This is a genomic window from Paenarthrobacter sp. PPS72 (assembly GCF_048537125.1).
In the GTDB taxonomy this organism is placed as follows: domain Bacteria; phylum Actinomycetota; class Actinomycetes; order Actinomycetales; family Micrococcaceae; genus Arthrobacter; species Arthrobacter nitroguajacolicus_E.
The window spans coordinates 53,571-74,949 of record NZ_JBLYIE010000050.1 but is presented as its reverse complement, the minus strand read 5'-3'; the positions used below and the strand labels follow the sequence as shown (position 1 = coordinate 74,949).

Sequence of the window (21,379 nt, the reverse complement as noted above, 5' to 3'; positions counted from 1 at the left end):
CGGAACGATCCGAAGTATTGGCAGGAGTGGGTGAACCTGATCGCTTTGGCCGTGAATGAGGAGAACGCGTCGGGTGGCCGGGTGGTGACTGCGCCGACCAATGGTGCTGCGGGGATTATTCCGGCGGTGTTGTATTACGCGTTGAACTATGCGCCGGGGATGGATCAGGCAACGCAGCAGGATCGGGATGATGTGGTGGTGAAGTTCCTGCTCGCTGCCGGTGCTGTGGGGGTGTTGTATAAGGAGCAGGCGTCCATTTCCGGGGCTGAGGTTGGTTGTCAGGGTGAGGTGGGTTCGGCGTCGTCGATGGCTGCTGCGGGGTTGGCTGAGGTGATGGGTGGTACGCCGGGTCAGGTGGAGAACGCGGCTGAGATCGCGATGGAACATAACCTGGGGTTGACGTGTGATCCGATCGGGGGGTTGGTGCAGATTCCGTGTATTGAGCGGAACGCGATTGCTGCGGCGAAGGCGATTAACGCGGCGAAGATGGCGTTGTGGGGCGATGGAACACACCGTGTGTCGTTGGATGAGGTGATCGTGACGATGCGTGAGACGGGTAAGGACATGTCCCACAAGTACAAGGAAACCGCGATGGGCGGCCTCGCCGTCAACGTCGTCGAATGCTGATTTTGTAGGCTGTGACTTCACAGCATGCCATTGGGGTGGTGATCCTGGTGTTTGCCGCTCCTGTCGCCGGATCGCTGGCGGGAATCGTGGTGGCATCTCTTGAGCGGCGAAGGGCCCGGCAACTCAAAACTGTCAGGCCCTGATGTCATGCTGTATCCATGAGTGGGGGATACAGCAGGGACTTTTTGCGGACACGGCTTGAACTGCCCAGTCCGACGGCCACGACGACTCTTTTGGACTACACCCACTTCTCTGTACGCTTCCGGGCTGCCCGGAAGCTCGCAGCGATTGTGGGAGTGAATATCAACGGCAAAGAATTGGTACCCCTGGCCCGCGAGGGTTCATGGCATCTTGATGACAGAATCCCACGGGAGCAGCAGGCTGGCCCGGATCTGTACAAGAACAACGCCTTTGATCGCGGGCACTTGGTCAGGCGCTTGGATCCGGTGTGGGGTGACGCGGCAACGGCGAAGAGAGCCAACCAGGACACCTTCAGCTACACCAACGCGGCGCCACAGATCGATGATTTTAACCAAGGCAAGGAACTCTGGGTAGGGCTCGAAGACCATGTTCTGAGCCACGCAGACATCCATGATGCAAAGCTCAGCGTCTTCACGGGACCGGTGTTCGTCGATGACGATCCTGAATATAGGGGAGTTCAAATCCCACGAAAGTTCTGGAAGATCGCGGCATGGACCAACGATGCCAAGCTGGCCGCCGTCGGCTTTCTCCTGGACCAGTCACCGATGCTGGGCAAAGTGGAGCTGAAGAAGGCAGTGAGCCAGCGACTCCTCGAAGGTGAGCCGCCGCCGCTGGGACCGTTCCGGACGTTCCAGGTGCCCGTCGGGCAGATAGCCGACCTGACAGGGCTCAGTCTGAGCAGGCTTATCAGCGCGGACCGCCTGGTGAGCGGCCAGCTGGAATCCGGTGTGGAACCAAGGGCAATCAAACTGGAGAGACCAAACCAGATCAGGTTGTAATCCCTGGGCGGACCAGCAGAATCGGGCGATATACACATACCCCGATAGACTTGGGGCTGCATGTCCGCATGCACACTACGCTTTTGAACACTGCACCAAACCCCTGAGATTGGACACGGCCACCTTGCGAGAATTTACCGCCCGCTTTGCCACCGCCGAGGAAATCGAGAATTGGGACAAGCACGTCACGGCCAATCCGAACGGCGGCAACATGCTGCAGTCGGATGCCTACGCGGCAGTCAAGGACGGTAACGGCTGGCTGGTTCGGCGGCTCGTCATCGAGACTCAGGAATACAGCAGCTACAACCTGCTGTTGGAGAAGAAGTTCCCCGTGATGGGGCGGCTCTGGTACCTCATCAAAGGTCCGGATGTCTCGGATGTCAAAGACGTCCAGCCTGCCCTGAAAGCAGTAGCCGCGCTTGCTCGTGAGAGGAAGATGAACGTCTTCACCATCAAGATCGAGCCTGATGTGGTGGAGTCCGCGGAGGCGACCACCCAACTGACAGCCGCCGGCCTGGTGAAAGCTCCCAACATTCAATCCAACGACTCCACGGCCTTGCTGGACATCTCCGCACCGGCCAATGAAGTTCTGCGCAGCATTTCCTCGCGTGCACGCAACGCAGTTCGCAGGGCTGAACGTGAGGGGTGCGAAGTGGTTCGGGCTGAGCCGGGCGAAGACAGCTACCGCAAGCTCTACGCGCTGATGCAGAACACCGTGAACGCCAAGGGCGCCATGCCGCTGCGGAGCTATGAGTACTACTCCAAGTTCTGGCAAGAGTTCTGTAGCCGTGGGCAGGGCCACTTCTTCTTCGTGCATGAGGACGGCGCACCCAGCGTTGGTGCGTTCGTCATCAATTACGGCTCCAAAGCGACGTACAAGGACGGCGGCTCTACCCAGAACCGCAAACAGTACGGGGACTCGCACCTTGCCCAGTGGGCGGCGATTCAGCGTATGCAGGAACTCGGGTGTGTGGAGTACGACTTCTGCGGCACGCCCCCGGCTGCAAGGATCAAGGACAAGACCCACCCTCTGTACGGCATGGGGCTGTTCAAAACGAGCTTCACCAAGACCGTCACGGACTTTGTGGGTTGTTACGACCTTGTCTTGGGACCTGTCCGCCACAAGCTGTGGCTCAAGGGTGCAGAACGCATCTTCCGTCGACTCGAAACCATGCGTACCGGCGGCCAGTTCTACTGACGGCCACCCGCAGCCAGCAAGCCAACTTCAGGCCCGCCCCGGCCACCAACGGGGTGCAATCTACTTTTAGGTGAGGTAATTTCTTTGACTCCGATTGAGGCTGGAACCGACATGGAATTCGTGATTCTCAGTGACGCTGATTTCGAGACATTCGCTAAGGGACACCCTCAGGGCAGCTTCATCCAGTCCATGGAACTCACGCGCTTCCAGCGTGCCCGTGGCCAGGAAGTTGAGCTTTTCGGTGTGAGGCGCGGCGACAGCCTGATTGCTGCGGGGAAGCTCGTATACACGTCGAATCGTCTCGGCTACAAGGTTTGCGACTGCGCCAAGGGACCCCTGATGGACTACAGCGACCCAACAGTGGTGCGCTTCGTCGTCGGGCAGTTGAAAAAACATGCAGCCTCGAAGAAGGCTGCCGAACTGCGTATCTCGCCCAACATCAGGTACATCGCGCGGGACGAAGAAGGCGCCGAGCACCCCGAGGTTGAGGACAACCGTCCGCTGCTGAAGGAGTTCGAAGGCCTGGGCTTCAAGCACCAGGGCTTCGACATGAACTTCGCCAACATCAACTGGATGTTCATCAAGCAGCTGGACGGAATTGCTGATTCCGAAGAGCTCATCATGGGCATGAACTACCGTACCCGCAAGGCCATCCGTAAAGCCGAGAAGAACGGCGTCTACCTGGAACAGGCCACGCTGGAAACGCTGGATGATTTCTACACGGCGCTGAGCACAGCCGGTGATGAGAAGGGCTTCACGTACCGCGAACGCGAGTACTACGAGCAACTGCTCCGAAACACCTCCGATGAGTTCACCAAACTCATGATGGCCAAGATCAATATCCCGGAGTACCGCGCCTCCATCACGGAGCGCCTGGATGCCGAATCCAAGACCTTGGCGGATCTCAAGCGGGAGGTTGAGGAGACCGGCAGCAAGAAGAAGGCCAACCGCATCAAAGTTGTCCAGGACCTCGTGGACAGCTATGAGCGGAGCCTCAAGGACATCGAACGCTTCCCGGATTCCGTGGGCGTAGCTACCGTGGCAGCAATCCACTTTGCATGCTCCGGCGACGAACTCGTGTGCGTCATCGGCGGCACCGTGCAGGACTACATCTACTTCAACGGTGCGACGTCCCTTTACTGGGGCATGATGCTGCATGCCCTGAACAACGGTTACTCGCGCTACAACTTCTATGGCACGTTCGGCATCCAGGGCCAAGATGAAACAGGTCACGGAGGGTACGAATTCAAGAAGGGCTTCGGTGGCGAAGTGGTCCAGTTGGTGGGTGATTTCGTTGCACCGGTGAACCCGATCATCTTCCACGGTTACCGCGCGGTCAGGAAGCTCGCAGGGGCCGCCCAGACAGTGCTGGGACGATTGCCACTTGAGAAATTGCCTGTCGTAGGAAAATTTCGGAGGAATCGCTAATCACACAAGCCAAGGGAGGATCACCGCGTGACTGAACGCCCCGACGGGTCCGCCAGCAGGCCCCTTACGGACGGGTTGCCCAAGACCCAGCCGTTGCGGCCGTCCCAAGTCCGGCAAAACGTCAACGCCAAACGCATGCTCATGCGCTTGGTTCAAGGCGATAGCCCGCCCACAGCGCCCATGAACATCGTGGACCGGTTGGCCGGTAGTCCTTACGCCAACCCCACCATCCAAGTGGTAGGTGTGGATGCTTCGGCCCGCAAGACCATCGACTTCGCCCTTCATCTTGCCGAAGTCATGTTCCGTTACGGTGCTGGTGCCCTTGAGGTGGAGACCAGCATGATCGCGGTCACAGCAGCCCTCGGCCTGAAGAACGTTGAAGTGGACATCACCAACCAGTCGGTGGCCATCAACTATGCGCCGAAGGATCAGACTCCCATCACGCTGCTGCGCGTAGTGCGCTCCTGGACCAACAACTACGCCGGACTTGCTCAGGTGCATCAACTGGTCACGGACATTGTGGCCGGGGGAGTGGGCCGAGACGAAGCCGTGCGCCGGTTGAATGAGATCATCCGCAGCGCCAAACCCTTCCCCCGGTGGATGGTCACCATAGCGTTCGGCATCTTCGCCGCAGTGTTCGTGGGAGTCCTGGGTGGCGGCGTTGGTGCGTCTGCGGTGGCTTTTGGTTCGAACATCCTGATCAGCCTGCTCTCCCGGCAACTTGCCAGGTGGCGGACGGCCGACTTCTTCAACACCATGGCGTGCGCGTTCCTAGTCACTTTCATCGCGCTGATGCTTCGTTGGGCCGGGGTGGAAATTGCTCCATCCATTGTGGTGGCGGGCGGAATTCTGCTGCTGCTCCCCACGGGCCGTCTCGTCTCATCCGTTCAAGATGCCATCAACGGCTTCCCGGTCACGGCCGCGGGTCGGTTCCTCTCCACGCTGCTCACCTTCGGTGCGATCGTTGCGGGAATCGGCGTGGCCGTCGTCGTCGGAACGCTCATGGGCAGCGCCGTCCTGGACGTCACACAGACGTTCCCCGACGCCTACCCCCTGTGGATCCAAGCATTCCTTATCGCTATAGCTGTGGTGGCCATCGGCGTCACCGAACAGACTCAGATGCGGCTGCTGGTCCCGACGGCGGCAGTAGGCATAGTGGGTTTCTTCGTCTTATGGGGGGTTGGCGAAGCCGGCCTCGGCGACCGCTTGTCGCCGGCCGTCGCTGCGGTGGTTATTGGCTTGCTGGGCCGTGTGGTGGCGCTCAAGCTCGGTGCTCCACAGCTTGTAGTCGCCGTCCCCGCTGCATTGATCCTGCTGCCCGGCCTGACGATCTTCCGTTCCATGTACGCCCTCACTGTTGAAGGGGGCAACATTCTGGTCGGTGCAGGCGGCATGCTGAACGCCGGAGCCATAGTGCTGGGAGTGGCCGCGGGGATCGTTCTTGGAGACAACTTGGCCAGGCCGCTGACGAAGGGTCTGTCCAGCAATGAACGCCGCAGGGTACGAAGGCGTTAAGGACAAAAGGAGAACGGCGCCGCCAAGAGGCGGCGCCGTTCGGTTTTAAGGACTAAGGCTAGATCTGGCCTACCGGGAGCTTCTTCTCAGCCTGGAAGACTTCCTCAACGCGGCCCTGCGCCCAGTACCCGGACAGTGAGACCTGCGAACGCTCCAAGCCACGCTGAACGAAGAAAATCTCACGGAGTCCCTTCATGTAACCCCGCTCGCCGTGGGCGAAGACGTCTACGCGCCCGGGCAACCATTCGGTGGTGCGGAGGGCTTCGAGCAGCAGATCACTGGACCCCGCTTGAACGCCCCTGCGCAGGAGCCAGTGCAACTCCACACCAGCTGGTGCGGAAATTGGAAGAATGTCTGCCTCGTTATCGACTTCAAGGAAGACGGTTCCGCGTGCGTCGGGAGCAAGGGCTTCAACGCAGGCTGCAATAGCCGGTATCGCGGCGTCGTCACCGGCGAACAAATACCAGTCGGCATCCGGGGCCGGGTTGTACGCGCCGCCTGGTCCCGTGAAGATCAGCGAGTCGCCGGGCTGGGCCGCGGCAGCCCACGGACCGGCCAGCCCTTCATCGCCGTGCACCACAAAATCGATAGCCAGTTCCTGTGCTTCCAGGTCCACCCAGCGGATGGTGTACGTGCGGGTATGGGGCCACTGCTCGCGGGGCATGGTGTCGCGGATGGCCCACAAATCCAGAGGGAGTTCGTACTCGACGTCCGGCTGGGGAAACACGATCTTGATATAGCGGTCCACGTATTCGTTGTTCGCGTAGTCGCTGAAGCCGGGTCCGCCCGCCACGATCCGCACCATATGGGGCGAGAGGCGTTCATTTCGCAAGACGGTCAGGTTGACCTGCGGACGGGTCTTGCGTGAGGCGGACGAAGTGACGGGGAGAGCAGTCATAAGGTAAGCCTAAGCTAATTGCCTGCGCATCAGCTGGGTATGAGTCGAAGGTTACAGTGGTCGCGAGTTACAGAACAGGCAATTCCCAATTGATCGGGTCAGTGCCCAAGCCCACCAGCAACTCATTGGTCCTGCTGAAGGGCTTGGATCCGAAGAAGCCTCGCGACGCAGAGAGGGGGCTCGGATGTACCGAGACGATGGAAGGTGCCTCGCCCAGCAGCGGCAGGACGCCCTCGGCGTCTTTGCCCCACAGGATCGCCACCAGCGGACTCTGCCGCCCCGCACCGTCTGTACGGTTGGCGACGGCGGTGACGGCCGCCGTCGTAACGGCCTCCCAGCCCTTACCGCGGTGGGAACCGGCTTTCCCCGCATCGACGCTGAGAACGCGGTTCAGGAGCAGGACGCCCTGCTCGGTCCAGGCGCTGAGGTCGCCGTGGACGCGCGGCGGCAGGCCGAGGTCGTCGTGTAGTTCACGGTAGATATTGGCGAGGCTTCGAGGGATGGGGCGCGTCGGCCGGGACACAGCGAAGGAAAGGCCGATGGCGTGACCGGGCGTAGGGTAAGGATCCTGGCCGAGAATCAGGACTTTGACGTCGGCGAGCGGTTGCTTGAAGGCGCGCAGCAGGTTGTTGGCAGCGGGCAGAACCTGGGTTCCCTGGGAAGATTGGCGGGCTACGTAGTCCAAAGCTTCGCGGAGTTGGCCTTCAACGGGGCGCAAAGCATCGGCCCAGTCGGGAGCCATCAGCTCCTCCAGCGGCTGCTGACGGAGCGTTGCGAAGCCGGGGTCGGCCACGTCCGTAGGTTCAAGATCAAAGAGTGCATCCTCGCCGGTCACCTGGCCATTGTCTCCCGCGCGGCGCGAGGACTGCGAATGACACTGTTGTTATTCGCCCGTAACATGGGGGTAGGACATTTACCCCCAACAAGCGTCGAAGGAGTGTGCCGTGGCAGAACCAGCACCGGAACCGATGGCGTCGCAAGCTACCGGCTTCGCCCTTGAGGACCTCGCGGCCGAGACCCGCAGCGACTCTCCGCTGAGTGAGCGGGACCAGCAAATGTTGGCGCTCGAGCGGCAATGGTGGAAGTACGCCGGCGCCAAGGAACAGGCTATCCGGGAACTGTTCGATCTCTCCGCCACACACTATTACCAAATCCTGAACGCGCTCATAGACACTGAGGACGCGTTGGCCCACGATCCCATGCTCGTCAAGAGATTGCGTAGACTACGTACGTCCCGCCAGCGCGCGCGGACGGCACGTCGCTTGGGGTCCGACGCGTAAATCGCCAGGCTGATCTGTCAGCAGCAACCAGCAAGGACACCGCTTCACCATGACCAAATATGCCAAGGACGAATTCGACCAGGTTCCGCAGAATACGTCCCGCCAGGGCGTTCACCGCGACGCCCAAGAGACCGCACGCCCTACCCTGTGGCCGGTCCTGACCGTTGGGGCAGTGGCCTTGGTGCTGGGGCTCGTGGCCTTCCTGATCCTGCCCAACCTTGGGCTGGTGGCACCCAGCGCTTCGTCGAACATCACGACATCGGCACCCCAGCAGGCTTCTGCGGCACCGTCCGCTGCACCCACTGAATCAAGCAGCGCACCTCCCGCTTCCAGCGAACCCAGCAGTGAACCCAGTAGCGAACCGACGCCATCGGAGTCTCCTTCCGCCACTCCGTCGTCGGCTCCCGTGGATAAGGCGACTCCTGTGGCTGTGTACAACGGCGCAGGGACAGCAGGCTTGGCAGGCCGGGTGGCTGGCTTGGTCCAGAGTGACGGCTGGGCGCTGAGCACCGTAGGGAACTGGGGCGGACTGCCCCAGCAGACGTCCGTGATCTTCTACAACGCACCCGAGCAGAAGGCCAACGCCGAAGCACTGGGTACCTTGCTGGGTATCGAAACCATTGTGGAAACCCCTGAGGTTCAACAGCCGCTGGTGGTTGTTGCCGGGCCCGGGTACCAGTAGCTTCCAGGCCCGTCCCCGAGCTGAAATCCATCAACTCGGTTAAGCCTCAATAACAAAAGAGGTGCCCCGCCCCGCCACGGCAGCGCTGTGGTGGTGACAGTGGTTACAGTGGATTAATTCCGGTACGGAGATCCTGGCTACCGGTCTTGGCTACTGCGAAAGTGTGGGCATCATGGCTTTGGGAACCGTCAAATGGTTCAACGCCGAAAAAGGCTACGGCTTCATCACTGTGGATGAATCCGGCGACGACGTCTTTGTGCACTGGTCCGCCATCCAAATGGATGGGTTCCGCGCCCTCGAAGAAGGACAGCGGGTTGAGTTCGAACTGGGGGAGGGCCAGAAGGGTCCGCAAGCCGAAGGCGTCCGCGTCGCATAGTCGTCGCGACGCCGCACGCTTTCCCCTCAGCCCTTGGCTGAAACCGTTCTGTGTTTATGGAGCAAACTGGCATCTCTGCTTGCACTCTCCCGTGTCGAGTGCTAATTATTGATTTAGCACTCTTATGGTTCGACTGCTAAGTCCGGCCCGGCTAACACCGGTGGCGGACAAGTGGCGGACCGGCGGAGGATCAAGAAACACCTTGGTGGGGTGAGGTCCGGAGCGCGGGGCATACAGAGGCCGCAAGCAAAAGACCGTCCGTCGCGGGCACCCCATCTGACAGGTACCTTCTTAACGACTGTCCCGAAAGGACTACCGCCGTTATGGCCAAGATCATTGCATTTGATGAAGAGGCACGCCGCGGCCTCGAGCGGGGCCTGAACATCCTCGCAGACGCCGTCAAGGTCACCCTCGGCCCGCGTGGACGCAACGTCGTCCTCGAAAAGAAGTGGGGCGCCCCCACGATCACCAACGATGGTGTTTCCATCGCCAAGGAGATCGAGCTGGACGATCCTTACGAGAAGATCGGTGCAGAACTGGTCAAGGAAGTTGCCAAGAAGACGGATGACGTCGCTGGCGATGGTACGACCACTGCTACTGTTCTTGCCCAGGCGCTGGTGAAGGAAGGCCTGCGCAACGTTGCCGCCGGCGCCGATCCGCTGTCCCTCAAGCGCGGTATCGAGAAGGCTGTTGAGGCAGTCATCAGCGAACTGCTGGCCTCCGCCAAGGAAATCGAAACCAAGGAAGAGATCGCAGCTACGGCTTCCATCTCCGCCGGTGACCCGGAAATCGGCAGCCTGATCGCCGAAGCACTGGACAAGGTGGGCAAGGAAGGCGTCATCACGGTTGAAGAATCCAACACCTTCGGCCTGGAGCTCGAACTCACCGAAGGTATGCGCTTCGACAAGGGTTACATCTCCGCTTACTTCGTCACCGACGCAGAGCGCCAGGAAACGGTCCTCGAAGACCCGTACATCCTGATCGTCAACTCCAAGATCTCCAACGTGAAGGAACTCGTCTCGGTTCTGGAGAAGGTCATGCAGTCCAACAAGCCGCTGCTGATCATCGCCGAAGACATCGAGGGCGAGGCCCTGGCCACCCTGATCGTCAACAAGATCCGTGGCACCTTCAAGTCCGTTGCCGTCAAGGCTCCGGGCTTCGGTGACCGCCGCAAGGCACAGCTGGCCGATATCGCCATCCTCACCGGCGGCCAGGTCATCTCCGAAGAAGTTGGCCTCAAGCTCGAAAACGCCGGCCTGGAACTCCTCGGCACCGCCCGCAAGGTTGTTGTCACCAAGGACGAGACCACCATCGTTGAAGGTGCCGGCGACGCCGAGCAGATCGCGGGCCGCGTGGCCCAGATCCGCGCCGAGATCGAGAACTCCGATTCCGACTACGACCGCGAGAAGCTGCAGGAACGCCTGGCCAAGCTGGCCGGCGGCGTTGCAGTCATCAAGGCCGGTGCCGCAACCGAAGTTGAGCTCAAGGAACGCAAGCACCGCATTGAGGACGCAGTCCGCAACGCAAAGGCCGCTGTTGAAGAGGGCATCGTTGCCGGTGGTGGCGTTGCCCTCATCCAGGCAGGCGCCAAGGCATTCGCCAACCTCACCCTCCAGGGTGACGAGGCAACCGGTGCCAACATCGTCAAGGTTGCCATCGATGCACCGCTGAAGCAGATCGCCTTCAACGCAGGCCTCGAGCCGGGCGTTGTGGTTGACAAGGTTCGCGGCCTGCCTTCCGGCCACGGCCTGAACGCTGCTACGGGTGTCTACGAAGACCTTCTGGCTGCCGGCGTCAACGACCCCGTAAAGGTCACCCGCTCGGCTCTCCAGAACGCTGCTTCCATCGCTGGTCTCTTCCTGACCACCGAGGCCGTAGTTGCCGACAAGCCCGAGAAGAACGCTCCGGCTCCCGGCGGCGACGACATGGGCGGCATGGGCGGCTTCTAAGCCTCCCGCTGTAGCGATACAGCGCCAAGCAACACGTTGGACAGCATCACGCTGAACAGCATCACGACGGCGGTTCTCACCACTTTGGTGAGGGCCGCCGTTTTGTTGCCTCGCCAAGAGGCATGCCCAAGTAGGGGTCACAGAACAAGCCCGTCTGAGCGGGCGGTTCCCGGCGATCGTATCGGCCTGTTCTGCGACTTGTTTGGGTACTATCACGGTTTCAGTGTCGGTGGGGTCTGGCAGGATTAACCTCATGACGATTATTGCTGCCGCCGATGGGTCCGCCCTCGGTAATCCTGGGCCGGCCGGTTGGGCCTGGTACGTTGATGACTCCTGTTGGCGAGCAGGAGGTTGGCCGCACGGTACCAACAACCAGGGTGAATTGATGGCCGTACTGGACCTGTTCCGGTCCACGGCCCACGTGCCACAAGAAGAGCTGCTGATCCTTTGCGACAGCCAATATGTCATCAATTGCATTACCAAGTGGATGCCGGGATGGAAGCGGAAGGGCTGGCGAAAGGCCGATGGCAAGCCCGTGCTGAACGTGGACCTTCTCAAGGACATCGACCAAGCGATCGTGGGCCGTAAATATACCTTCGAATGGGTAAAAGGCCATGCTGGTCACGACCTCAACGAAGCCGCAGACGAGCGCGCACGCGCCGTTGCCACCGCCTACCAGCAGGGAGTAGCGCACCGGGGCGGCCCGGGGTTCCCGGGTGCGAAGGAGCAAGTACACGGCCAAGACCAGGCTAAGTCCCCGCACCGGACGGAAGCGCGCGCAGCCCAAACCCGTCGGTCGGAGCCGGTCCCTGTAAGTGCTGGCGCCGGGGCAGGTGCTGGAGCCGGAGCCTCTGCGGCAGGCGGTGGTTCTGCACCCGCAAAGGCTGATCGCAGCTCTCGACCGCACTTTGAGCCGACGCTCTTCGGCGAGTCCGGCATCTTCGGCCAGGCCGATCTCTTCAGTGAACTCGATGAAGATGCTTCCGGGCAGCAACTGTCCGCGGAGGACACAGTCCTGGCTTTGGAACGGGAACTGCTGCGGCCCGATGTCCGGGCGGACATCGGCAGGATTGGTGTGTTGCTCCACCCGGACTTCGCCGAGATTGGCAGCTCGGGTAGGTTTTGGACACGGGACGCCATGATGATGGCATTGGAAGAGGACCCCGGCGAACCATCCGAATTGGAACTACTCAGCGCAGACCGGCTCAGCGATAACACCATCCTCCTCAATTACCGCAGCTTCGCTCACACGGGCTCTGCGCTTCGCAGCTCCGTCTGGATGCTCGACCGCGGTCAATGGCGGTTGCGGTTCCACCAAGGGACTCTCGAGAATTAACCCCGGGAGGGTTGAGCCCGGCTACACATTGCTCATGACCCGCGGGGTGGCTGCACAGGGGGAAGACAGCCAGCCCCGCAGGAGTTCATGCGGGAGACAGAACCTGGTTAGGGTTCAGCTAGTATGCGAAGCGCTGGGTGTTTCCCTGCTCCACTTCCAAGTAGCTTGTGGCGGCGGAAGACAACGCCACGGTGATGGAAGCCAAGGATGCCTCAACCTTGCTCTGCGTCATGGACCATTCCAGGACAAGCGCCTGAAAGTTTGTGGCAGCCGTTCCCCGCCAAGTCGCCTCAAGTTCCTCCAGGCCGCGCCGCATGGTCTGTACATCGACACTGATGCGATCAACGGTTCCTTTAACGTTGGCCGATTTGAGCTGGAGCAATTCGGTATCGACTGAGATGACGCTCATGGTGATGCCTTTCGACGAAGATGGTCCGCGGGTTGCGGGGATGCGTGGCTACAACATCGAGCCTAGGCAGCCGCCCGCGGCCGCAAAACGGGTGTTCGTCGCTATGTGGATAAAAGCACGCGTTAGCTGGACAACAACTCAGCCGATTCCTCGTGGAAGGGGAGGCTGACCACCAACGTGGCACCGCCGCCGTCGGTCTCTGCCACCTGGACCGTACCCCCATGGGAGCCGATGATTGCAGCGACAATCGCGAGTCCGAGCCCGCTGCCGCCGGTCTCCCGGGTCCGTGAGGTGTCCGCACGGTAGAAACGTTCGAAGATCTTGTTGGTTTCGGCCTCCGGAATGCCCGGCCCGTGATCGCGGATCTCAATGACCGAAACGGAGCCCGACGGAGTGTTGCGAACACCGACAGCCAGTTCTATGGGGCTTCCTTCCGGCGTATACCTCAGGGCGTTGCCCACCAGGTTCCCTATGACTTGCCGTAGTTTGGCTTCGTCGCCCTGAACCGGCGCCGCTGTGGGCGCCGCGCCGTCCAGACCGGTGAGCGTGATGGTCCGGTCTGCGGATGAGGCTTTGGTATCCACCACGGCATCATGTGCAAGGAGTTGAAGATCCACGGGCTTGAGCTGAAGGGGTCGCTGCTCATCGAGGCGGGCCAGCATCAGAAGGTCTTCCACCATGGAGCCCATGCGCTTGGCTTCACTTTCAATCCGGCCCATCGCCATCGCGATGTCTTCCTGGTTGGTCAAGGCACCATGACGGTAGAGCTCCGAGAAGCCGCGGATGGTGACCAACGGTGTGCGCAGCTCGTGGGAGGCATCGGCCGCGAAGCGGCGCATGCGACCTTCGGAAGCGGCGCGGGCAGCAAAGGAAGCCTCGATATGGGCGAGCATGGCGTTGAGGGAACCACCCAAGCGGCCCACCTCGGTGTGGGGATTTTCCACTTCCACGCGGCGGGAAAGATCACCGGCGGCGATGGCTGCAGCCGTCTTTTCCACCTTGGCCAATGGACGGAAGGACCGCGCAACAGTCCATGTGGCGATGAAGAACGCCAACACGATGGTCAGAAGGCCAACACCTACAACCACCAGGACGGCGTGCTCCATCACCTTGTCTACAGGGGTGAGCGGCAGCCCGATGATCATCACGCCGTTGCGGCCGTCGGAGGTGTTTGCGCCCACGGCCACGACGCGCCAGTTGCTACCGGCAGTGCCCTTGACTTGGTAGGGAGCATTGCCGCGGAGCTTGGCTTCAGCCACGGTGATGTTGCTGATCGCGGGACGATCGCTTTGGCTGCCGCCGAAGAGAAACGGTTCGAAGCCCGGCACGTACAGCGTCAGCGAGTAGTCCGTGGGCACGGCGGAGTCGGTGGGGGTGTCCGGGTTCGGCTGGGCCGGCTGGCCGGTTTCCGGGTTCCGGGGGGCCAGCTTGTCAAAGGACCCTTGTTCCACTGCCAAGGCGACGGCGGCCCTGAGTTTGTCGTCCACCTGGCCCTGCAGGTAACTCTTGACGAGCGTCAACGTGCCCGCGCCCGTTGCCGCCAGGGCAAGCAAGAGCAAGCCCATGATGATGGCGACAAGCTGCGACCTCAGGGATGCCGATTTCCAGCGGAGCAGCAAGGGTCAGCGCTTCTCTGCCGTTCGCAGCACGTAGCCCACGCCGCGCTTGGTTTGAATGAGGGCTGCGGCATCGGGATCGATGTCTACCTTGCGTCGCAGGTAGGAGATGTAGGACTCAACGATTGAGGCGTCGCCGTTGAAGTCGTACTCCCATACGTGGTCAAGGATCTGTGCCTTGGACAGCACCCGGTTTGGATTAAGCATGAGGTAGCGCAGCAGCTTGAACTCTGTGGGGGACAGCTCGATGACGGTCCCGCCACGGCGGACCTCGTGGGCGTCGTCATCGAGTTCAAGATCATCGACGCGGATCACGGCGTCGTCGTCCTCCAGCGGTTGCGTCCGGCGAAGGACGGCCCGGATGCGAGCCACCACTTCGTCCAGGCTGAAGGGTTTGGTGACGTAGTCGTCGCCACCGACGGTGAGGCCGGTGACCTTGTCCTCGGTATCGTCCTTCGCCGTGAGGAACAGGACAGGGAAGTGCTTACCGGCAGCGCGGAGGCGACGGGTCACCGTGAAGCCATCCATGTCCGGCAGCATGACGTCCAGGACTGCCAGGTCCGGGGAGTGAAGATCGGCCGCGGCGAGGGCTTCACGACCGTTGGCGGCCGCAACCACCTCGAAACCTGCAAAACGCAGCGACGTGGAAAGCAGCTCGCGGATGTTGGGCTCGTCGTCGACAACGAGAAGCTTGGCTTCGGGACCGTTCTTTTTCATGACATCCATGATGCTCCCAGAAACTGGGAGTTCTCTGGACGCTGGATGTGAGCCGTCTGCGTGACTTCGACGACCGTCCCGGCTCGCGAATCAAGCCCCTGGCCCGAATCAGGCCCCCAGCACCAGCCCCGCTCCCAGCGCCACCATGGTTATGGCGATCCCGCCGTCCAGGAACCGCCAAGACAACGGGCGGGCGAAGAAGCCCCGGAGGAAGCGTGCCCCGAAGCCCAGCGAGGAGAACCACAGGATGCTGCCCAGCATGGCGCCGCCCCCGAACCACCACTGCAGTTGGGCACCTTGGGCGCTGGCTATCGAGCCAAGAAGCGCTATGTCCAGGTAGACGTGGGGGTTGAGCCACGTCAACGCCAGGACGGTGGTGACGGCCGCGGCGAGGCCTCGCTTCGCACCGCCGTCGTTGGCTGTTTCCTGGCTGGCCGTCAGTGACTGCGGGCGTAACGCCCTGCGCGCGGCCATGATCCCGTACGTCACCAGGAAGGCTGCCCCTACATAGCGAAGAACGACGACGGCGGCCGGCGCTGCCGTAATTAGGGCACCGGTGCCAAGGACTCCGGCTGCGATAAGGACGGCATCGGATAACGCACAGACCGCCACGATAGGGATGATGTGCTCGCCGCGAATTCCTTGGCGGAGCACGAACGCGTTTTGCGCTCCGATGGCAACGATGAGGGCCAGGCCAGTGGCCATGCCTAGCCCGGCGGAGTGGAAGAAATCAGTAAAGTTCACCCTTCGAAATTACGTACGGCAGTCTCTTTAGACCAGCTAAAGATTCTCATGCTGCGTAAGATCTTCTTATGCCGCAATTTCCTTCCGAGCAACTTCTCACCTTCGCCACTGTCTTGTCGGAAGGCACCTTGGATGCTGCTGCGCGGCTGCTACACATCACGCCCTCGGCGGTCTCCCAGCGGCTGAAGGCGCTGGAGCAGTCGGCCGGCAGGGTCCTGCTGAAACGCAGCAACCCGGCCCAAGCCACCGAAGCAGGGGAGGTAGTGCTGCGTCTGGCCAGGCAGGTGGCACAACTGGAAGCCGACGCCGGGCGGGAACTGGGGTTGGGTGCCGACGCAGCGCAGCTGGCCGTACCGATCGTGGTCAATGCTGATTCGCTGGCCGTATGGTTCCTGAAGGCGCTGGCCCAAGTGCCGGGCGAGCTCAACGTCACCTTCGACCTCCACAGGGATGACGAACAGCACTCCACATCGTTGCTGCGCTCGGGCACAGTCATGGCCGCAGTGACCGCCACGCCCGAACCTGTTCAGGGATGCCGCGTGGAGAGCCTAGGCGTCATGCGGTACCGCGCGGTTGCGGCCCCGCATTTCGTGGACCGTTGCTTCCCGGATGTGGAAAAGGGATTGGACGGGCCCACCCTGAATGCAGCGGCCACCGTTGACTTCGACCGCAAGGACACCTACCAGTGGGCTTTCGTACAGTCGGCGTTCAAAGCCCAGGGTGAGCCGGTCCCCGACCGGAAGGGACCCCGCCATTACGTCCCGGCTTCACAGGACTTTGGCGACGCGATCCGGCTGGGCCTCGGCTGGGGGCTGATCCCGGAAGTGCAGTGCGGGTCGGACATCGCAGACGGCCGGCTGATCGAGTTGGCTCCCGATCGCCCCTTCGATGTGCCTCTCTACTGGCAGAGGTGGCGGACATCGTCCCGGCTGCTGGACGTACTTAGCGAAACGGTCCGCGACATTTCCGCGCAGTACCTGCGGAAATCCTGAATCTGCGTAAATCCTAAGTATCTGTGGAAACCCTGACTCACTGCATCCCCAAAATCCGAACACGCCCACGGATGCTTCTAAAAATGTCAGTGCCCCGCTCCACACTTAAAACATGGCAAACACAGCAGCTCCCGCAAGCATCCACCAGCACCGTGACAGTGACGTGGAGTTCCACGTGACGTACCTGGATACCGATTCGGGCCGCATCCGGCGCGAGGATTTTCAGGACCTGGACGCCGCCGAGCGGTTCGCCAGTGCCCAGCTCCGCGATGAGGACGGATGGGCTGTGGTGGACCACGTCAAGATCGAGGTCACCGGCCGGATGGTCGCTTGAGGCGCTGGTCTTCCGGCTGGGCCAGCCCGCCCTTCACCAGCCCCGAAGTTATGGCTTACTGCTCCTGCCCGACGTCCTTACCCACGTCTTTGGCATCCATGATCCTGTACGCATAGCCCTGTTCAGCGAGGAATCTTTGGCGCTTCGCGGCGAAGTCCTGGTCCAGGGTGTCCCGCGCCACCAAGGAGTAGAAGCGCGCTGCGCGGCCGTCCAGCTTGGGACGCAGCAGGCGTCCCAACCGCTGGGCCTCTTCCTGCCGGGAGCCGAAGGAACCTGACACCTGGATGGCAACCGAAGCTTCGGGGAGGTCGATGGAGAAGTTGGCCACCTTGGACACCACCAAGGTATGGATCTCACCCTTACGGAACGCGTCGAAGAGTTTCTGCCGCACTTTGACGCTGGTTTCACCCTTGATCAGTGGAGCGTCCAACCGTTCAGCGATCTCGTCCAATTGGTCGATGTACTGGCCAATCACCAGCAACTGCTCGCCCTTGTGGACTGCAACCAGGTCTTCGACAAGTTTGGTCTTGGTCTCCGAGGTAGCACAGAGGCGGTATTTGTCAGCGTCATCTGCCATGGCGTAGGCAACCCGTTCGTCGCGTGGAAGGTCCACCCGGACTTCCACGCAGTCGGCGGGCGCAATGTAGCCCTGTGCCTCGATGTCTTTCCACGGCGCGTCGTAGCGCTTGGGACCGATGAGGCTGAAGACTTCACCTTCCCGGCCGTCTTCACGAACCAACGTTGCCGTGAGGCCAAGCCGCCGCCGGGCCTGGAGGTCCGCGGTCATCCGGAAGATCGGCGCGGGCAGCAGGTGGACCTCGTCATAGATGATGAGTCCCCAATCGTGCCCATCCACGAGTTCCAGGTGTGGGTAGAGCCCGCCCCGCTTAGTGGTGAGGACTTGATAGGTGGCTATGGTGACGGGCCGGACTTCCTTGACCGCGCCGGAGTATTCGCCGATCTCGTCCTCAGTCAACGATGTCCGCTTGAGCAGTTCATCCTTCCACTGCCGTGCAGAGACAGTGTTGGTGACCAGGATGAGCGTGGTGGTGGAGGAAGTCGCCATGGCAGCCGCGCCCACCAACGTCTTTCCAGCACCGCAAGGAAGCACGACGACGCCGCTGCCGCCAGCCCAGAAGTTCTCCGTGGCCAGCTTTTGGTACGGGCGCAACTGCCATCCGCTTTCGTCCAGCATGATGAGGTGCGGTTGCCCGTCAACGTAGCCGGCCAGGTCTTCAGCGGGCCACCCAAGCTTGAGGAGCAGCTGCTTCAACTGTCCACGCTGGGAGGAGTGCACCACCACAGTTTCACCATCGATCCGCGGCCCCAACAGGGGAGCGATCTTCTTGGCACGGATGACTTCCTCCAGCACCGGGTAGTCGTCGGTCCGCATCACCAGTCCATGCTGGGCATCCTTCTCAAGCCTGAGCCTGCCATAGCGCGACATGGTCTCTTCGATATCGATCAGCAACGCATGTGGCACGGGAAAGCGGGAGTACTTCAGCAGCGTATCCAGCACCTGCTCCGCATCCAGTCCTGCCGCCCTGGCGTTCCAGAGACCCAGCGGCGTCAGCCTGTAGCTGTGCATATGTTCGGGGGCACGCTCCAGCTCGGCGAAAGCGGCGATGGCGTGCCTGGCCTCCGTAGCCAGCTCATGGTCGACCTCCAGCAGGATGGTCTTGTCACTTTGTACGATCAGCGGACCGTCGGTCACTGTTGAATCCTCACTGGGGTTTAATCCTCACTTGCGCAGCATCACGGCGCGGTTTTCATGAACGCAGTTCTCCCGCGGGTTCCACATCGATGATCCGGTGGATGGACAGCACCCGTTCGGTGTCCTTGGCGGGATCGAACACCCTGACGCGCCCACCGGAGACAGATACAGGAACAACGGTTTCTGTGTTGGCATTCCCCAGGCTGTCCACCACGTTCATGGTGACCGCCTGTTTGAGCCGGATGGCCGTTTGGAGGGTCTCCAAGCCGAGCTGGGTGGAGGCTTCGCCCGCTGTTTCGGCCGGGACTGCACGGTGCTGCCGCAGGACTGAAAGCTGTGCCTCGACGTCGTCGTCCGGCGGTGCCGTTCGCGGCGCCGTGTAAACGGGCCGCACGCTCCCGGGCACCGCTGTGGTTCGTTTGAAACGCACGACGGCGGGCTCGGCCTCCTGCACCGCGGGCGAGAGCCCCAGCTCCCGGAGTACACGCGCTGTTTCGCGCGGACTGGCAGAGGACGTCAGGACAGTCGGGGCGATGCGCACCAGGCTCAAAGCGGATGTGCGGGCCTCGAGCAGGAGATCGGTGATGGCAGTTTCATCGTCGCTCTGGATGAAGCTGGCACTCGTGCCGATACGGAGCCGGCCATGCCGGGAAGCAGTGTCCTGGACAAGGTATTCCAAAGGCTGGGGCACATCCGTAGCGGAATGCTCACGGAGGAACGCCAACAGTGATTCCGCATCCTGTCCGGCGTCGAGCGCCCTGCGAATGGTGGTGGCAGAGAACCGGTAGATGGACGCAGGACCTTGTCCCTCGGCATCGGCCATCAACAGCAAGGTCTCGCTGAGTTCCGGCGCCAGATACCCGGGCGCCACAGCCGTGAGATCGGCTTGGAGGAGGATGTGGTTAACGGCAGCAGGCAGGTGCTCACCGAGGATGGTCATGGCCTTTTCCGGCTGGCCGTCAGCGATGGCCGAACCCAACTGGGTCAAGGCGCCCGAGCCCATCAGGCCCAGGAGTGTGGCTTCCTCCAAGATGCCCCGAACCAGGGAACTGAACCGGCGGGACATCCGCGGCTGCGCCCACTCGGCCCGCTGGAGGACGGCCCTGGCATCCAAAACCGGCGCCTTCCCATCCGGTGCTTCGGCCTCAACCGTGAGCTCGTTCAGGATTTCCAGAACCCGACGGCGTACCACCGGGGCGTCGGGCCGCTGCGCCTCCGCGGACAAAGCGTTGATGGTGGTGCCGGCTGCCCCTTGATGGGCGGTCGTCGACGACGGGCCGGTGAGTGGCTGCCCCACCAGGGACGGCGCCCGCTCGCTCGCCAGCCAGGCGTTGACCAACCAGAGCCACTGTTCCTGCCGGGGCAGGTTAAGCCATTCGAGCGTCGGCGGCTGAATCCATGTGGAGCTGTCCACATCCAAGCGAAGCAGCCCCGCCATGGCGCACAACTCCAGGAGGACGGCCGTTTCATGGACCCCCAAACGGATGGATTCAGCCAAACGCCGCAGTTCGCGCACACCCACACCGCCGCTGCGGAGGGTAGCCAGGGGTTGGTCCCGTACTGCGAACAGCAGCTCAGCAGTCAATCGCAGGATTTCGGCGATGGCCCCCATTGCCGCGTTGCGTCGCAGGGCAGCACTCGTATGGCCGAGCTCCGGAACCGGTGGCGCCAGCGTGAAATCATCCACGATTGCCCCTCCACGCAAGGCAAGGCCCACGCTGTGGGGGAGCTCCACGTGGCCGGCGTCCAAGGGAACCAACAAGCCGCGCGCCAACAGCCAATCGATGGGGCCGACGTCGTGACTTTCGTGGGTCACCGAAGCCCGGCGCTGTGCCTGGGGTACTGCGCCCATGGCCCAGCTGCCGAACTTGTCCAACAAGCCCACGGTCCGGTCCGGTGCCGTGGCCAGGATGGAACGCAGGTTCTCGGGAGTGGAAGTCCAGCGCTGCAGTGCCAAAGCCGCGTCCATCGGAGTGCTGGCGGGGTGGATTCCCGCACCACTTTGGTGGAGCTCGGCCACCAATTGCACTACCCGCTGGGCAAAGGCGGGTTGGAGCCGTACAAGCTCGGTGTAGCTCCGCCCGAGGCCGGCCGGGTAGATGCCGATGACGTCCTTGAGGCTGCCCACTGGAAGGTAGAAGCGCTGACGCGACGCGGTGGCTGGCGAACCGGTGGGCGGATCTGCCCTATGTACCAGTGCCAATTCCTGCAATTTGGCGAGGATGGGCTCCAGCGCCGAAAGAGTGGAACCGGCAATGACCTTCTTCAGCCCGGCCGCGGAAATACTGTGCCCGGTATCGGCATTGGTGCACAGGTGCAGTGTTTCCAGCACCTGCATTTCAGGCTTGTTCAGCCGCTCCAGGGCCCGTTGGACGCTGACCCGTGCGCTTGCCCTCGCGGCCAAAGCCGGGAAGTCAGGAGCCATGGGGGAAATCAGGTCCGGTCGCGCGGCAAACAAGGCCCGCAGCGAATTGTCGCTGCGCGCTTCGAGTTCCTTGCTGAGCGCGCGTATAAGGGACATCAATCCAACGTTACCGCCCCCGGGCCGCTCGTGCGCGTCAGCGGGGCAGGAGGTTAGTGCTTG

The 21,379-nt window shown here is 61.9% G+C and carries 21 protein-coding genes; 13 read left to right on the top strand and 8 right to left on the bottom strand.

What is annotated here, in order from left to right:
- The 6 genes from ACLRGI_RS18670 to ACLRGI_RS18645 all read left to right on the top strand — a co-directional run.
- A partial coding sequence (locus tag ACLRGI_RS18670) for an L-serine ammonia-lyase (RefSeq protein WP_419203033.1) occupies positions 1-627 on the top strand: 627 nt, incomplete at its 5' end.
- A gap of 11 nt (positions 628-638) precedes the next feature.
- Positions 639-770, top strand: coding sequence for a hypothetical protein (locus ACLRGI_RS18665; RefSeq protein ID WP_419203032.1), 132 nt, complete (start codon positions 639-641; stop codon positions 768-770).
- Positions 771-785: 15 nt separating this feature from the next.
- Positions 786-1,607 (top strand): DNA/RNA non-specific endonuclease, encoded by an 822-nt coding sequence (locus ACLRGI_RS18660; protein ID WP_419203031.1) that lies wholly within the window; start codon positions 786-788, stop codon positions 1,605-1,607.
- Between the two features lie 109 nt (positions 1,608-1,716).
- Entirely contained in the window at positions 1,717-2,805 is a 1,089-nt protein-coding gene (locus ACLRGI_RS18655; protein WP_419203030.1) for a lipid II:glycine glycyltransferase FemX, read from the top strand.
- A gap of 111 nt (positions 2,806-2,916) precedes the next feature.
- Positions 2,917-4,233 (top strand): peptidoglycan bridge formation glycyltransferase FemA/FemB family protein, encoded by a 1,317-nt coding sequence (locus ACLRGI_RS18650; RefSeq protein ID WP_419203029.1) that lies wholly within the window; start codon positions 2,917-2,919, stop codon positions 4,231-4,233.
- 27 nt (positions 4,234-4,260) lie between these two features.
- Positions 4,261-5,748 (top strand): threonine/serine exporter family protein, encoded by a 1,488-nt coding sequence (locus ACLRGI_RS18645; RefSeq protein WP_419203028.1) that lies wholly within the window; start codon positions 4,261-4,263, stop codon positions 5,746-5,748.
- 58 nt (positions 5,749-5,806) lie between these two features.
- Here ACLRGI_RS18645 and ACLRGI_RS18640 read toward each other — a convergent pair whose 3' ends face one another.
- Positions 5,807-6,646 carry a siderophore-interacting protein gene (locus ACLRGI_RS18640; protein ID WP_419203027.1) on the bottom strand — a complete coding sequence of 280 codons (840 nt, stop codon included), beginning with the start codon at positions 6,644-6,646 and terminating at the stop codon, positions 5,807-5,809.
- A gap of 67 nt (positions 6,647-6,713) precedes the next feature.
- The gene (locus tag ACLRGI_RS18635; RefSeq protein WP_419203026.1) at positions 6,714-7,481 is read right to left on the bottom strand and encodes a uracil-DNA glycosylase; all 768 of its coding nucleotides are present in this window, start codon (positions 7,479-7,481) and stop codon (positions 6,714-6,716) included.
- A gap of 109 nt (positions 7,482-7,590) precedes the next feature.
- Between ACLRGI_RS18635 and ACLRGI_RS18630 the strand changes: the two genes are divergently transcribed.
- From ACLRGI_RS18630 to ACLRGI_RS18610, 5 genes are all read left to right on the top strand, one after another.
- On the top strand, positions 7,591-7,926 hold the full coding sequence (locus ACLRGI_RS18630) for a DUF3263 domain-containing protein (RefSeq protein WP_024819788.1): 336 nt from the start codon (positions 7,591-7,593) through the stop codon (positions 7,924-7,926).
- Between the two features lie 49 nt (positions 7,927-7,975).
- Positions 7,976-8,608 (top strand): LytR C-terminal domain-containing protein, encoded by a 633-nt coding sequence (locus ACLRGI_RS18625; RefSeq protein ID WP_419203025.1) that lies wholly within the window; start codon positions 7,976-7,978, stop codon positions 8,606-8,608.
- 172 nt (positions 8,609-8,780) lie between these two features.
- The gene (locus ACLRGI_RS18620; RefSeq protein WP_011773737.1) at positions 8,781-8,984 is read left to right on the top strand and encodes a cold-shock protein; all 204 of its coding nucleotides are present in this window, start codon (positions 8,781-8,783) and stop codon (positions 8,982-8,984) included.
- 323 nt (positions 8,985-9,307) lie between these two features.
- Positions 9,308-10,933: a chaperonin GroEL gene (gene groL / locus ACLRGI_RS18615; RefSeq protein WP_419203024.1), complete on the top strand. Its 1,626-nt coding sequence runs from the start codon at positions 9,308-9,310 to the stop codon at positions 10,931-10,933.
- A gap of 253 nt (positions 10,934-11,186) precedes the next feature.
- Positions 11,187-12,269 carry an RNase H family protein gene (locus ACLRGI_RS18610; protein WP_419203023.1) on the top strand — a complete coding sequence of 361 codons (1,083 nt, stop codon included), beginning with the start codon at positions 11,187-11,189 and terminating at the stop codon, positions 12,267-12,269.
- Between the two features lie 118 nt (positions 12,270-12,387).
- On the opposite strand, the gene ACLRGI_RS18605 is transcribed toward ACLRGI_RS18610, so the two are convergent.
- The 4 genes from ACLRGI_RS18605 to ACLRGI_RS18590 form a co-directional block, all read right to left on the bottom strand.
- Positions 12,388-12,678, bottom strand: a complete 291-nt coding sequence (locus ACLRGI_RS18605) for a WXG100 family type VII secretion target (protein ID WP_419203022.1) — start codon at positions 12,676-12,678, stop codon at positions 12,388-12,390.
- Positions 12,679-12,800: 122 nt separating this feature from the next.
- A complete protein-coding gene (locus ACLRGI_RS18600; RefSeq protein WP_419203021.1) occupies positions 12,801-14,297 on the bottom strand; it encodes a sensor histidine kinase in 1,497 nt (498 codons plus the stop codon).
- A 3-nt stretch (positions 14,298-14,300) separates the two neighbouring features.
- A complete protein-coding gene (locus ACLRGI_RS18595) occupies positions 14,301-15,011 on the bottom strand; it encodes a response regulator transcription factor (protein WP_024819794.1) in 711 nt (236 codons plus the stop codon).
- A gap of 108 nt (positions 15,012-15,119) precedes the next feature.
- Positions 15,120-15,755 (bottom strand): LysE/ArgO family amino acid transporter, encoded by a 636-nt coding sequence (locus tag ACLRGI_RS18590; RefSeq protein ID WP_419203020.1) that lies wholly within the window; start codon positions 15,753-15,755, stop codon positions 15,120-15,122.
- A gap of 68 nt (positions 15,756-15,823) precedes the next feature.
- Here ACLRGI_RS18590 and ACLRGI_RS18585 point away from each other — a divergent pair, with 68 nt between their 5' ends.
- Complete coding sequence (locus ACLRGI_RS18585; protein ID WP_419203019.1) at positions 15,824-16,747, top strand: LysR family transcriptional regulator ArgP; 924 nt, start codon at positions 15,824-15,826, stop codon at positions 16,745-16,747.
- A gap of 112 nt (positions 16,748-16,859) precedes the next feature.
- Positions 16,860-17,081 (top strand): hypothetical protein, encoded by a 222-nt coding sequence (locus ACLRGI_RS18580; RefSeq protein ID WP_419203018.1) that lies wholly within the window; start codon positions 16,860-16,862, stop codon positions 17,079-17,081.
- Between the two features lie 55 nt (positions 17,082-17,136).
- On the opposite strand, the gene ACLRGI_RS18575 is transcribed toward ACLRGI_RS18580, so the two are convergent.
- Both ACLRGI_RS18575 and ACLRGI_RS18570 read right to left on the bottom strand, forming a co-directional pair.
- Positions 17,137-18,795: a DNA repair helicase XPB gene (locus ACLRGI_RS18575; protein WP_419203017.1), complete on the bottom strand. Its 1,659-nt coding sequence runs from the start codon at positions 18,793-18,795 to the stop codon at positions 17,137-17,139.
- Between the two features lie 55 nt (positions 18,796-18,850).
- The gene (locus tag ACLRGI_RS18570) at positions 18,851-21,316 is read right to left on the bottom strand and encodes a helicase-associated domain-containing protein (protein WP_419203016.1); all 2,466 of its coding nucleotides are present in this window, start codon (positions 21,314-21,316) and stop codon (positions 18,851-18,853) included.
- Positions 21,317-21,379: the final 63 nt, after the last annotated feature.